The 12,372-nt window shown below is 70.3% G+C and carries 12 protein-coding genes and 2 tRNA genes; 7 read left to right on the forward strand and 7 right to left on the reverse strand.

All coding sequences use genetic code 11. The features are described from left to right. Positions 1–60 precede the first annotated feature (60 nt). Complete coding sequence (locus CFK38_RS10445; RefSeq protein ID WP_245850991.1) at positions 61–1,332, reverse strand: glycoside hydrolase 5 family protein; 1,272 nt, start codon at positions 1,330–1,332, stop codon at positions 61–63. 168 nt (positions 1,333–1,500) lie between these two features. Here CFK38_RS10445 and CFK38_RS10450 point away from each other — a divergent pair, with 168 nt between their 5' ends. The 5 genes from CFK38_RS10450 to CFK38_RS10470 all read left to right on the forward strand — a co-directional run bounded on the left by CFK38_RS10450 (position 1,501) and on the right by CFK38_RS10470 (position 4,400). After that, complete coding sequence (locus tag CFK38_RS10450; RefSeq protein WP_157773445.1) at positions 1,501–2,637, forward strand: LacI family DNA-binding transcriptional regulator; 1,137 nt, start codon at positions 1,501–1,503, stop codon at positions 2,635–2,637. A 67-nt stretch (positions 2,638–2,704) separates the two neighbouring features. Continuing rightward, positions 2,705–2,776 (forward strand) — tRNA-Asn (locus tag CFK38_RS10455). 72 nt (positions 2,777–2,848) lie between these two features. Continuing rightward, complete coding sequence (locus CFK38_RS10460; protein ID WP_096803010.1) at positions 2,849–3,331, forward strand: OsmC family protein; 483 nt, start codon at positions 2,849–2,851, stop codon at positions 3,329–3,331. Then, entirely contained in the window at positions 3,328–3,819 is a 492-nt protein-coding gene (def, locus tag CFK38_RS10465; protein WP_096803011.1) for a peptide deformylase, read from the forward strand. The genes CFK38_RS10460 and def overlap by 4 nt, the downstream gene beginning before the upstream one ends. An 89-nt stretch (positions 3,820–3,908) precedes the next feature. Next, positions 3,909–4,400, forward strand: a complete 492-nt coding sequence (locus CFK38_RS10470) for a DUF3145 domain-containing protein (protein WP_096803012.1) — start codon at positions 3,909–3,911, stop codon at positions 4,398–4,400. 122 nt (positions 4,401–4,522) lie between these two features. Here CFK38_RS10470 and CFK38_RS10475 read toward each other — a convergent pair whose 3' ends face one another. From CFK38_RS10475 to aceE, 5 genes are all read right to left on the reverse strand, one after another. After that, on the reverse strand, positions 4,523–5,764 hold the full coding sequence (locus CFK38_RS10475; protein ID WP_096803013.1) for a beta-ketoacyl-[acyl-carrier-protein] synthase family protein: 1,242 nt from the start codon (positions 5,762–5,764) through the stop codon (positions 4,523–4,525). Positions 5,765–5,837: 73 nt separating this feature from the next. Beyond that, complete coding sequence (locus tag CFK38_RS10480) at positions 5,838–6,086, reverse strand: acyl carrier protein (protein WP_015775709.1); 249 nt, start codon at positions 6,084–6,086, stop codon at positions 5,838–5,840. A gap of 136 nt (positions 6,087–6,222) precedes the next feature. After that, on the reverse strand, positions 6,223–7,224 hold the full coding sequence (locus tag CFK38_RS10485) for a beta-ketoacyl-ACP synthase III (RefSeq protein ID WP_096803014.1): 1,002 nt from the start codon (positions 7,222–7,224) through the stop codon (positions 6,223–6,225). Position 7,225: 1 nt separating this feature from the next. Further along, entirely contained in the window at positions 7,226–8,179 is a 954-nt protein-coding gene (locus CFK38_RS10490) for an ACP S-malonyltransferase (RefSeq protein ID WP_096803015.1), read from the reverse strand. Between the two features lie 115 nt (positions 8,180–8,294). Next, positions 8,295–11,042: a pyruvate dehydrogenase (acetyl-transferring), homodimeric type gene (aceE, locus tag CFK38_RS10495; protein ID WP_096803016.1), complete on the reverse strand. Its 2,748-nt coding sequence runs from the start codon at positions 11,040–11,042 to the stop codon at positions 8,295–8,297. A gap of 311 nt (positions 11,043–11,353) precedes the next feature. On the opposite strand from aceE, the gene CFK38_RS10500 reads away from it, so the two are divergent. Both CFK38_RS10500 and CFK38_RS10505 read left to right on the forward strand, forming a co-directional pair. After that, complete coding sequence (locus tag CFK38_RS10500) at positions 11,354–11,773, forward strand: DUF3052 domain-containing protein (protein WP_096803017.1); 420 nt, start codon at positions 11,354–11,356, stop codon at positions 11,771–11,773. Between the two features lie 34 nt (positions 11,774–11,807). Continuing rightward, a tRNA-Val gene (locus CFK38_RS10505) sits at positions 11,808–11,881 on the forward strand. 66 nt (positions 11,882–11,947) lie between these two features. Here the strand turns inward: CFK38_RS10505 and CFK38_RS10510 are convergent. Continuing rightward, complete coding sequence (locus CFK38_RS10510; protein ID WP_245850993.1) at positions 11,948–12,262, reverse strand: hypothetical protein; 315 nt, start codon at positions 12,260–12,262, stop codon at positions 11,948–11,950. Positions 12,263–12,372 lie beyond the last annotated feature (110 nt).

Consider the following 12,372-nt stretch of genomic DNA (forward strand, 5'->3'; position numbering starts at 1 on the left):
AGGAATCTATCACGGAGACCCCCGGTGACCTGCCCGGCCACCGGGAGCCATCCGTCGCGGTCAGAGGCTGACGCGCGTCGCTGCCGCCCCGCCGGTGCGGGTGTCACCGGCGGTGACGTCGGCCAGCTCGCGGACCACACGGAGGGTGGGCCGCTCCCCGGCGCGCGAGGCCTCCATCCACTGCTCGAAGACCGAGCCGCCGGGCGCTGCCGCGCTGCGCAGCAGCAGCGGGTCCGGGCCGACGGGCAGGTCGATCGCACGTCCCCGGGGAGCCGGGGCAGGCTGCTCGCGAGCCGCGGCGATGGCGTCCCGGAAGGCGGCGCCGGAGTTCTTGAGCCGGCCGTCCTCGTCGAACAGGCCCAGGGTGTGCTCGAGCGGCGGGAAGTCCGCCAACGAGCGGGAGACGTCGTGCGAGCACCACCAGGTGATGCCCCAGAGCTCAGGGCACTGCAGCGAGTTCTCGACGGTGCTGCGCACGAACCACGGGACGTCCGTCTCCTCGAGGATGCTGCGGGGGGCGCCGACCTCCTGGAGCCAGAGCGGACGCTCCGGCGCGGGGGAGAAGGCACGAGCCAGCTCGAGGTAGTACTCGGTGCGATGGGCGACCTCGTGGGAGCGGGCGCCGTAGCGCTGGCCGGTGCCGTCGAAGATCCAGGAATGGACCACGGTCGCGTCGCCGAGCTGTGCGGACTGGTCCGGGGTGAAGGCGTGGTCGTCCATGAACCAGGCGGCGTCGTAGTTGGCCACGGTGTGCATCCCCTGAGGGGCACCGTCGCGGGCGGCGTCCAGGAGCGTCCGCGTCCAGGCCTCCGCCTCCGGGACCGTGAGGCCGTCGGGGTCGGGATGGTTGGAGGCGGAGAACTGGTTGACCTCGTTGCCCAGGGAGAGGCCCAGCAGGTTCGGGGCGTCGGCCAGCCGCTGCGCGAGGGCGCGCACCAGCTGGGCGGTGGCCGTCACCACCTCGGGGTCGGTGAACATGTTGCGGCGGTGCCAGGTCGCCAACCAGCTGGGGACGAAGTCGAAGCTCGAGAGATGTCCCTGGATCGCGTCGACCACGACGTCCATCCCGAGCTGCGCGGCGATGTCGACCACGGCGCGCACGTCATCGAGGGCGCGGGGGCGGATCAGGGTGCGGTTGGGCTGGAGCAGCGGCCACAGCGGGAACAGACGGATATGATCGGCGCCGAGGGACGCGACGGCGGTCAGGTCCTCTCCGACGGCGTCCAGGTCCAGGTCGAGCCAGGAATGGAACCATCCCTGCCGCGGAGTGTAGTTCACACCGAAACGCACCGGAGCGGTGCCGGTCGGGGTATGCGGGGAGGCAGACATCATGTCCTTCCGTCGGACAATGCTCGGGGGCGGTGTGCGCAGCGACGCGCCGGAGGTGGTCGCCGGATCGCCGGATATCGTCGGCCCGGTGCCGTCTCGGGCGCTTCCTGCTACTATAGCGGTTTAGTTGACGTTGTGGGCCGATGCCGTGATGTCGGCCGGAGAGGGTGGATGATGACCACCAGCAAGCAGCCGCGGCAGTCGGGCAGCGGCCGGGGCCAGCGCGTCACGATCGCGGACATCGCCCGTCGCGCCGGGGTCACCCCGGCGGCCGTCTCCCTCGCCGTGAACGGCAGGTCCGGAGTCTCGGACGCGACCCGGGAGCGGATCATGGCCATCGCTGCGGAGCTGCGGTGGGAGCCCTCGCCCGCCGCCCGCGCCCTCGCCGGGGCCCCGGTGCTCACGGTCGGCATGGTGCTGGCCAGGCCGGCGGAGGTGCTCGGCACCGAGGCGTTCTTCGGCGCCTTCGTCGCCGGGCTGCAGGAGGTCCTCAGCCGCCGCGACTACTCGCTCCAGATGAAGATCGTCGAGACCACCGACGCGGAGATCGAGACCTACCGCCGCTGGTTCGCGCAGCGCCGGGTCGACGGCGTGGTGGTCGTGGATCTGCGGCAGGACGATCCCCGCATCCCGGCGCTCGAGGACCTCGGGCTGCCCGCACTCGTCGTCGGCGGCCCTGGCCACCACGGCTCCCTGCCCTCCGTCTACGTCGACGACGCCCACGCCACCCGTCTGCTGGTGGATCATCTGGCGGGACTCGGCCACCGTCGTCTCGCACGCGTGGCGGGCAACGAGGACTTCCTCCACACCCTGCTGCGTGATCGTGCATTCACCGAGCGCTGCGCCGAGCTCGGCATCGACGCGATCACGCAGGACGCCGGCTTCGGCACGCGCGGTGCCGAGGTCGCCACCGCCGCACTGCTGGCCCGCCGGGAGCCTCCCACCGCGATCGTCTTCGACAGCGACGAGATGGCACTGGCCGGAACCCATGTGCTGGAGGAGGCCGGGTCCCGGATCCCCGAGGACGTCGCGGTCGCGAGCTACGAGGACTCGGCGCTGACCCGCACCCACCGCCCTCCGATCACCGCCATCGGCCGCTCGGCCATCGAGTACGGCCGGGTCGCCGCGACCCGCCTGCTCGAGGTGATCGGGGCGAGCCGGAACCGGCGCGGCTCCTCTGCGGAGTCGGTCCAGGAGTCCCGGGCGATCGAGCCCGTGCTGGTGGTGCGCGACTCCACGCGGCCCGAGGGGGCGGCGCCCGCACCGGCGGTCCCTGAGGCCTCCGACGCGGGGTTACCTTCGTCATAGTGGCCGGTCGAGGCGGGGTTCCGGGATGCGGAGCGCCCCGGATCCCTGCTATCGTCGTGCAGGTCGATCCCGCATAGCTCAACGGCAGAGCACTCGACTGTTAATCGAGCGGTTCTTGGTTCGAATCCAAGTGCGGGAGCACAGGAGCACAGCCCCGGGGGATCCCCGGGGCTGTCTCATGTCCAGATGGTTCTCGCGAAGGAGAAGGACGATGCACACCGTCCCCGATGATCGCTTCGAGCTCCCGGGGAACTTCGGTCCCGGCAGCGTTTGGGCGGACCGCACCGGAGAACGCACGCTGAAGGGCTGCAACCAGCGCGGCGTCGAGATCCCGATCGGGCACGGCGAGGGGGAGATCAGCCCCGGAGAGCTGCTGAAGCTCGCCCTGATCGGCTGCGCCGGCATGAGCAGCGACGCGAACCTCTCCCGCCGCCTCGGCGAGGACCACGACATGCGGCTGTGGGCGCACGGCACCTCCGACGACGAGCAGAACCGCTACCTCACGATCGCCGAGGAGGTGCAGCTCCCGCTCGAGGGGCTCACCGCGCAGGAGATCGCCGCCGTGGTGACGGTCTTCGGGCGCGCGGTCGCCGCCGGCTGCACGGTCGAGCGCACCGTCGCGGGCGGCGCGGAGGTCACCCACCGCGTCCTCGGCACCGAGGAGCCCGACACCCCGCAGACGGGACAGGCATGACCGTCCGCCCCATCCGCATCGTCGGCGATCCGGTGCTGCGCACCCCCTGCGATCCGATCAGGACGATCACCGATGGCACCCGTGCCCTGGTGCAGGACCTGCTGGACACCGTCGACGACGAGGGCCGCGCGGGCGTGGCCGCCAACCAGATCGGGATCAGCCTGCGCGCCTTCTCCTGGAACCTCGGGGAGGAGGGCGGCCTGGGCTGCATCCTCAATCCCGTGATCGTCGAGCTCTCCGAGGAGCTGCAGCACGACGACGAGGGCTGCCTCTCCGTGCCCGAGCTGTTCTTCCCGCGCACCCGTTCCGCCTACGCACGCTGCGTGGGCATGGACGTCGAGGGGCAGGAGATCGAACTGGCGGGGGAGGGCCTCGTGGCGCGGCTCATCCAGCACGAGGTCGGGCACCTCGACGGGGTCCTCTACATCGACGGCCTCGAACGCTCCGTGAAGAAGCGCGCATTGCGCCAGATCAGGGAGACCCTCTAAGCTCTGCATGGACAGGCACTCGCTGTCATCAGATCCCTCCGCAGTACCGATTCGTTGGGGAAGACGCATCGGACACCGGAAGGAACGAGATGACCCAGGGCGTTCTGTACATCCACTCCGCTCCGCGGGCCCTCACACCGCACATCGAATGGGCCGCCAGCGGAGTCCTCGGCGCGCCCGCACGCATCCGCTGGGAGGACCAGCCGGTCAGTCGCGGGCTGCAGCGGGCGGAGATGACCTGGCGCGGACGCGAGGACACCGGCGCGCTCCTGGTCAGCGCCCTGCGCGGCATGCACGAGGTCCGCTTCGAGGTCACCCAGGAATCAACCTCCGCGGTAGACGGCGCGCGCTGGAGCTGCACGCCGGAGCTCGGCATCCACCACGCGGCGACGGACCACGCCGGCAACATCGTGCTCACCGAGGACCATGTGCGCACCTGCCTGGAACGGGCCGGCGACGATCCGGTGGCGCTGCGCCGCGAGCTCGGCATCGCCCTGGGCGGTCCCTGGGACGAGGACCTCGAGATCTACCGTCACGCCGGCGAGGGCGTGCCGATGCGCTGGCTGCACCGCGTCAGCTGAGCTCCCCGCACGAGGACGAGGTGCGCAACGCCTTCCGGTGAGGAAGGTGCTCCGCACCTCGTTCTCGAGGCCGTGACGCCTCGTGCCGTCCCAGGCCGCCCGCGTCGGCGCGGCAGTGCCGCTCAGGCGCTGGTGAACACCACGGCGATGTCGTGGCCGCCGAAGCCGAAGGCGTTGTTCAGCACGGCGATGTCGCCGCCGGGCAGCTCGGCCGGGGTGTTCTGCGCGACCCGAATCTGCGCCTCGGGATCGAGGGTGTCGATGTTGATGGTCGGCGGTGCCGTCCGGTGGTGCGCGGCCAGCACCGAGAACACGGACTCCAGTGCTCCGGCGCCGCCCAGCAGGTGACCGGTCATCGACTTGGTCGAGGTGACCACGATCTGGTCGGTGACCCCGTCCAGCGCGTCGGAGACCGCGCACAGCTCGTTGATGTCGCCGAGCGGGGTCGAGGTGCCATGGGCGTTGACGTGGACGACGTCGCGGGCGGTGAGCTCGGCATCCTCCACGGCTTCGCGCACCGCGCGAGCCTGGCCCTCGGCCGACGGCGCCGAGATGTGGTGCGCGTCCGAGGCCATGCCGCGACCGGCGGCGTAGGCGTAGACGCGGGCCCCGCGGGCGGCGGCGTGCTCCTCGCTCTCCAGGACCAGGATGGCCGCGCCCTCGCCGAGGACGAATCCGTCGCGGTCCACGTCGTAGGGACGCGAGGCGTGCTCGGGGTCATCGGTGCGGGTCGAGAGGGCGCGGATGTTCGCGAAGGCGGCGATCGTCATCGGATGGATCGACGCCTCGGTGCCGCCGACGACGACCACGTCCGCACGGCCGTCGCGGATCATCGCCATCCCCAGCGCCACGGCCTCGGCGCCGGAGGCGCAGGCGGAGACGGGGGTATGCGCGCCGGCACGGGCACCGAGCTCCATGGAGATCTGCGCGGCCGAGCCATTGGCCATCAGCATCGGGACGGTGAACGGATTGACCCGGCGGGCGCCGCGCTCGCGCACCACGTCCCACTGGTCCAGCGTCGTCCAGATCCCGCCGATGCCGGTGCCGACCACGACGCCGAGCCGCTCGGGGGCGACCTCGGGGGCGCCGGCGTCGGCCCAGGCCTCGCGCGCGGCGACCATGGAGTACTGACCGGAGGGGTCCAGCTTCCGGGACTCCGGGCGGCTGAGCGAGTCGAGCGCACCGGGGACCAGCTGGCAGGCGAAGTCCACGGACAGCCCGTAGCGCTCCTTCCAGTCGTTGTCGAAGGTGCGCGCGGTGGAGGTCCCGGCCAGGGCTGCCTCCCAGGTGGAGGTCACGTCACCGCCGAGCGGGCTGACGGTGCCGAGGCCGGTCACGGCGACACGGGAACGGGGAGCGGGCATACGGACCTCCGGGTCGGGGCGGCAGGCAGACGGCGACGCCCGGGACGGGAGCGTCCCGGGCGTCAGGCGGGGCTCAGTTCTGAGCGCCCTCGATGTACTTGACGGCGTCGCCGACGGTGGCGAGGTTCTTGACCTCTTCGTCGGGGATGCGGACGTCGAACTTCTCCTCGGCGTTGACCACGATGGTCATCATCGAGATGGAGTCGATGTCGAGGTCGTCGGTGAAGGACTTCTCGAGCTTGACGTCCTCGGTGGCGACACCGGTCTCCTCGTTGACGATCTCGGCGAGGCCCTCGAGGATCTCGTTCTCGGTGTGTGCCATGGGTGCTCCTTCAGGTGTGCGGATGTGTGGCGGTCACAGACTACCCATGCTACCGGCGGGTAACTGGTCGGTGGGGAATGTGTCCACCGCGTGGCGTGACGCGGCTGACAGTCACTGAGGACGGATCGGGGCCGGATCAGGGCAGGATCAGCACCTGGCCGGCATAGGCGAGGCCCGCGCCGAAGCCGAACTGCACCAGCACGTCACCGCTCTTCGCCGCTCCCTCCTCGATCAACCGGTGGGTGGCCAGCGGGATCGAGGCGGCCGAGGTGTTGCCGGTCTCGGCGATGTCGCGGCCGATCACGACGTCCTCGGGCAGCTTCAGCTGCTTGGCGAGCTCGTCGATGATTCGCATGTTCGCCTGGTGGGGCACGAACACGTCGATGTCCTCGACGGCCAGACCGGACTTGTCGAGCATCTCGCGGATCTTCTCCGCGGTGTGCCAGACGGCCCAGCGGAACACGGTGCGGCCGTCCTGCTCGAGGGTCGGCCATCCGTTCTCGCCGTCGCGGAAGCCCGTCAGCGAGCCGGTCATGCGGATCGTGTCCCAGTGGTCCCCGTCGCTGCCCCACACGGTCGGGCCGATCTTCGGCGTCTCGCTGGGGCCGACGACCGCGGCGCCCGCGCCGTCGCCGAGCAGGAACGAGATGGAGCGGTCGGTGGGGGAGACGACGTCGGAGAGCTTCTCCGCACCGATCACCAGCACGTTGCGAGCGGCGCCGGAGCGGATCAGCGCATCGGCCTGGCCGATGCCGTAGGCGAAGCCGGCGCAGGCCGCGGAGATGTCGTAGGCGATGACGTCGGGCCGGCCCAGCTGCCCGGCCAGCAGCGTGGCCAGCGACGGCGTCTGGTACGGGAAGGTGATCGTGGAGACGATGATCGCGTCGAGGGTCTCCAGGTCGATGCCGGAGCGCTGGACCGCCTCCTGCGCGGCGGTGAGCGCGAGATCCTTGACGCCGACGTCCTTGCTGGCCCGCTTGCGGGTGATGATGCCGGTGCGCTGGCGGATCCACTCGTCGGAGGAGTCGATCGGCCCGACCAGGTCGTCGTTGGGCACGACCAGGTCACCGCGGGCCGCGCCGAAGGCGAGCACCTGCGAACCGGCGACGGTGGGCTGGGTGGTGAGGGAGACGGCCATGTCAGTTCTCCTGGGCGGTGGGGGCGGCGGTGATGCCGGCATGCTCGCGCACCAGGGTGCGGGCGGCGTCGAGGTCATCGGGGGTGTTGAGGTTCATCAGGGCGATGCCCTTGAGCTCGCGCTTGGCGAGCCCGGTCAGGGTGCCGGCGGGGGCGACCTCGATCATCGCGGTGACGCCGCGACGGCGCAGCGCCGCCATGCAGGCCTCCCAGTCGACGGGGGAGGCGACCTGGTCCACGATCAGCTCGAGGTACCGGGCACCGGAGCTGATGACCTCGCCGCCCGCGTTCGAGATCAGCGGCACCGTCGGATCCTGAGGGGACAGGCTCGGGGCGAAGGCGGCCAGCTCCTCGCGGGCACCGGCCATGTACGGGGTGTGGAAGGCGCCGGCGACCGGCAGCGGGATCACGCGCGCCTTCACCGGGCCGTCCTCCGCCAGGGCCGCGATCTGCTCGGCCGAGCCGGCGGCGACCACCTGGGCGGCGGAGTTGAGGTTGGCCGCATGGAGGCCGTGGCGCTCGATCGTCGCCAGGACGTCCTCGCGGGTGCCGCCGACGACGGCCGCCATCGAGGTCGGCTCGGCCGCGGCGGCCTTCGCCATCGCCTGCGAGCGCACCGCGACCAGGCGCATCGCATCCTCGTTGCTGAGCACTCCGCCGAGCGCGGCGGCCGTCAGCTCCCCGACGCTGTGGCCGGCGAACGCCTCGGGCGCCGGGAGGTCCTGGTCCTGGTACAGGGAGGAGGCGGCGATGATGCCGACCGCCACCAGCAGCGGCTGGGCCACGGCGGTGTCGCGGATCGTGTCCGCATCGGACTCGGTGCCGTGGCGCAGCAGATCGATGCCCGCCGGTGCCGACATCGCAGCCAGCGCCTCCTCCGCGCCGGGCAGCTCGCGCCACGGGTTCAGGAAACCGGGCTTCTGCGCCCCTTGTCCGGGACAGACGATCGCGAGCACGGGGACCTCCAGGGGGGAGAGACGGGGGACGGCCCGCTCGCACGACGAGACGGGCCGACGATGGAAGGGACCGCCGGGCCGCCCGTCGCCGAGGACGGGCGGCCCGACGGGATGATCAGGACTCGCCGCCGAACGAGCCGGACTGGCCGGCGTTCACGTTCGTCAGGTCGTACTTGTCGATGGCCTCGCGGACCACCGACGGGTCCACCTTCCCCTCCTTGGCGAGCAGCTGGAGGGCCTTGACGACCATCGAGTGGGCGTCGATCTTCAGGTGGCGACGGGCGGCCGGGCGGGTGTCCGAGAAGCCCCAGCCGTCGGCCCCGAGCACGCCGTAGGCGCCCGGGATCCACTCGCGGATCATGTCCGGGACCATGAAGTCGTAGTCGGAGGTGGCGACGAACGGTCCCGGGACGTCCTCGAGACGCTGGGAGATCCACGGGGTGCGCTGGTCCTCGGGATGCAGGAGATTGTGCTTCTCGACCTCCAGGGCCTCCTTGCGCATCTCGGTCCACGAGGTGACCGACCAGACGTTGGCGCGGACGCCCCAGTCCTCGGAGAGCAGCTCACGGGCGTGCAGCGCCCACGGGACGCCCACGCCGGAGGCGAGCAGCTGCGCCTCGGGACCGTCGCCCTCGGGCTTGGCCTCGAGCTGGTACATGCCCTTGAGCAGCCCCTCCACGTCCAGGTCCTCCGGCTCCTTCGGCTGCACCATCGGCTCGTTGTACACCGTGATGTAGTAGAAGACCTCCGCCACGCGGTCGTCCTCGCCGTACATGCGCTGCAGGCCGTCGCGGATGATGTGGCCCAGCTCGTACCCGTAGATGGGGTCGTAGATGACCGCGCCGGGGTTCGTGGAGGCCAGGATCGGCGAGTGGCCGTCCATGTGCTGCAGGCCCTCGCCGGCGAGCGTGGTCTTGCCCGCGGTCGCACCGATCACGAAGCCCTTGGCCATCTGATCACCGGCGGCCCAGAAGAAGTCGCCGGTGCGCTGGAACCCGAACATCGAGTAGAAGATGTAGAACGGGATCATCGGGAGATCGTGCGTGGCGTACGAGGTGCCGGCCGCGGTGAACGCCGCGGTGGAGCTGATCTCGTTGATGCCCATGTGCTTGATCTGACCGGAGGTCGACTCCTTGTAGGCCAGCAGCAGGTCACGATCCACCGAGAGGTAGTTCTGACCGTCGGGGTTGTAGATCTTCGCCGTCGGGAACAGCGAGTCCATGCCGAAGGTGCGGGCCTCGTCGGGGACGATCGGCACCCAGCGCTTGCCGGTCTCCTTGTCCCGCATCAGGTCCTTCAGCAGGCGCACCAGCGCCATCGTCGAGGCGATCTCCTGCTTGCCGGAGCCGCGCTTGACCACCTCGTAGGCCTTGTCGCCGGGCAGGTTCAGCGGCTTGTGCTCGGTGCGGCGCGAGGGGACCGGGCCGCCCAGGGCCTCACGGTGCTCCTTGAGGTACTTCATCACCGGGGTGTCGTCGTCCGGCAGGTAGAACGGCGCGTCGTAGACGCCGCCGGACTCGAGCTGCTCATCGCTGATCGGGATGCGCAGGGCGTCGCGCAGTCCCTTGAGGTCCTCGGCCGTGAACTTCTTCATCTGGTGGGTCGCGTTGCGACCCGCGAAGTTCTTGCCCAGACGGTAGCCCTTGACCGTGTGGGCGAGGATCACGGTGGGCTTGCCGTTGCGCTGGGTGGTGGCCTGTTGGAAGGCGGCGAAGATCTTCTTCGCGTCGTGGCCGCCGCGGTTGAGCTTCCACCAGATGTCCTCGTCGGAGAGGTCCTCCACGAGCGCCTTCGTGCGCGGGTCGCGACCGAAGAAGTTGTCACGGATGAAGGCGCCGTCCTCGGCACGGTAGGTCTGGTAATCGCCGTCCGGGGTGGCGTTCATCAGGTCGATGAGCGCACCGTCGGTGGACTTCTCCAGCAGCGGATCCCAGCCGGCGCCCCAGATCACCTTGATGACGTTCCAGCCGGCACCGCGGAACTGGCTCTCCAGCTCCTGGATGATCTTGCCGTTGCCGCGGACCGGGCCGTCCAGGCGCTGCAGGTTGCAGTTGACGACGAAGGTGAGGTTGTCCAGGTGCTCCTTGGCGGCGATGTGCAGCGCGCCGCGGGACTCGACCTCGTCCATCTCGCCGTCGCCGAGGAAGGCCCAGGTGTGCTGCTCGCTGGTGTCCTTCAGTCCGCGGTTCTGCAGGTAGCGGTCGAAGGAGGCCTGCTCGATCGCGGCGACCGGGCCGATGCCCATCGAGACGGTCGGGAACTCCCAGAAGTCCTTCATCGCGCGGGGATGCGGGTAGGAGGGCATGCCGTGCTCGCTGGAGACCTCCTGGCGGAAGCCGTCGAGATCCTCCTGCGAGAGGCGTCCCATCATGAAGGCGCGCGAGTAGATGCCGGGGGAGGCATGGCCCTGGAAGAAGACGTGGTCACCGCCGCCGGGGTGGTTGCGCCCACGGAAGAAGTGGTTGAAGCCGACCTCGTACATGGTGGCGATCGAGGCGTAGCTGGAGAGGTGGCCGCCGACGCCGATGCCGGGGGCCTGCGCGCGGTGCACGACCATCGCCGCGTTCCAGCGGTTGATGTTCCGCAGCTCCTTCTCGAGCTCGACGTCACCGGGGTACTCGGGCTGCTGATCCGCGTCGATCGTGTTGACGTAGTCCGTGGTCAGCGACTCGGGGAGATGGATGTCCTCCTCGCGCGCGTGCTGGATCACGCTCTGGACGATCTCGGACGCGCGCTCGGAGCCGCGATGCTCGACGAGACCGTCGAACGAATCCAGCCATTCCCGGGTCTCTTCCGGATCCGGATCCTGGGCATGGCTCGGCAGATTGATGCCGATGGGACGAGGAGTCTCGTGCGAAGTCACACTGTCCTTCTCTCTACGGGAGGCGACGGACCGGCCGTGGGAGCTGAGGATCGCCGGTGGGCCCGGCTCCTTCGGCCTCGGTGCGCTCAAGCCTACCGTCGCCGTGGCGGCGCGGGACGTTCACACTCCCCTCACCTCTGTGACACACCGGACATCGCTGTTCCGCGGTGCCCGGAGCGGGACACTCGTCCCGTGATGCGTCCAGGTGTGAGGTGACATAGACTCAGCCGCGCGCCACCCGACCTCGGGCCACTGTGCCCTCATGGACGCGGCGCATTCATGCATTGCCACCGTTCGTAAGGAGTCCCTTCTTGTCACCGTCGTCCGACGCCCCTTCGTCCAGCTCCCTGTCCGAGGCGCTGAACTTCACCACGGGACAGATCGTGCAGGAGATCGGCTACGACGATGATGTCGATCTTGATCTGCGTGACGCGATCGAGGACCTCATCGGTGACGAGCTCGAGGACGAGGACACCCAGGAGATCGTGGACGCCGTCGTGCTGTGGTGGCGCGAGGGCGACGGTGACCTCACCGACGCCATGGTCGACACCCTGCGCAACATCGACGCCGGAGCCCCGGTGTGGGTGCTGACCCCGAAGGCGGGTCGGGACGGGCACGTGATGCCCGGCGAGATCCAGGAGAGCGCCGGGGTCGCCGGTCTGCGGGTGATGAGCTCGATGAGCCTGGCCCCGGACTGGACCGGCACCCGCCTGGCCAGCCGGACCAACTGACCGCCGCCGCGGTCACGGGGGTGCGCCCCCGCCCGGGTCGTTAGCTCAGTTGGTCAGAGCGTCTGGTTTACACCCAGAAGGTCGGGGGTTCGAGCCCCTCACGACCCACGCACAGAAGGCCCCCGCCCAGCACCGATGGTGCAGGCCGGGGCCTTCCGTGTCGCACGGGACCGATCAGCGGGTCACCGTGTACAGCAGCACCAGCGCGACCGGCACCGCGATCAGCAGGCAGCCCCAGGTGATCGCAGTCTTCCGATCCTGCTCCCGCTGCTCGGCGGTGCGGGGGACCGGCTCCGGACGCCCGTCGGCCTCCCAGCGCTCGCGCTGCTCGCGACGCCGCACGAGCATGCGACCGATGAGGACGACCACGGAGACCAGGATCGCCACGAACAGGGCGAGCAGGATGAGGGTGTCGATGGTGCTGCCTCCGGACGGGCTGAGGATCGGATGCGGGCCGGCGGCGGATGCCGTCCGTGCCCAGGGTCTCATGGCCCGGACCTCCTCCTGGGAGGGGACCTAGACTGGGACGGCCCCCCGGGCCGGTCCGCTCCGCACCCCGCGCAGCCCCGGCAGGGCCGACGTGGAGGAGGAGTCGCGCA

It is taken from the genome of Brachybacterium vulturis, from assembly GCF_002407185.1.
Classification (GTDB): Bacteria; Actinomycetota; Actinomycetes; order Actinomycetales; family Dermabacteraceae; genus Brachybacterium; species Brachybacterium vulturis.

What these genes read in the sequence shown, in the direction of transcription:
- CFK38_RS10450 (WP_157773445.1), top strand. Translation starts at nt 1,501, where the DNA reads ATGATGACCACCAGCAAGCAGCCGCGGCAGTCGGGCAGCGGCCGGGGC.
- CFK38_RS10485 (WP_096803014.1), bottom strand. Translation starts at nt 7,224, where the DNA reads ATGGCCGTCTCCCTCACCACCCAGCCCACCGTCGCCGGTTCGCAGGTG.
- CFK38_RS10475 (WP_096803013.1), bottom strand. Translation starts at nt 5,764, where the DNA reads ATGCCCGCTCCCCGTTCCCGTGTCGCCGTGACCGGCCTCGGCACCGTC.
- CFK38_RS10510 (WP_245850993.1), bottom strand. Translation starts at nt 12,262, where the DNA reads ATGAGACCCTGGGCACGGACGGCATCCGCCGCCGGCCCGCATCCGATC.
- def (WP_096803011.1), top strand. Translation starts at nt 3,328, where the DNA reads ATGACCGTCCGCCCCATCCGCATCGTCGGCGATCCGGTGCTGCGCACC.
- CFK38_RS10470 (WP_096803012.1), top strand. Translation starts at nt 3,909, where the DNA reads ATGACCCAGGGCGTTCTGTACATCCACTCCGCTCCGCGGGCCCTCACA.
- CFK38_RS10460 (WP_096803010.1), top strand. Translation starts at nt 2,849, where the DNA reads ATGCACACCGTCCCCGATGATCGCTTCGAGCTCCCGGGGAACTTCGGT.
- CFK38_RS10445 (WP_245850991.1), bottom strand. Translation starts at nt 1,332, where the DNA reads ATGATGTCTGCCTCCCCGCATACCCCGACCGGCACCGCTCCGGTGCGT.
- CFK38_RS10480 (WP_015775709.1), bottom strand. Translation starts at nt 6,086, where the DNA reads ATGGCACACACCGAGAACGAGATCCTCGAGGGCCTCGCCGAGATCGTC.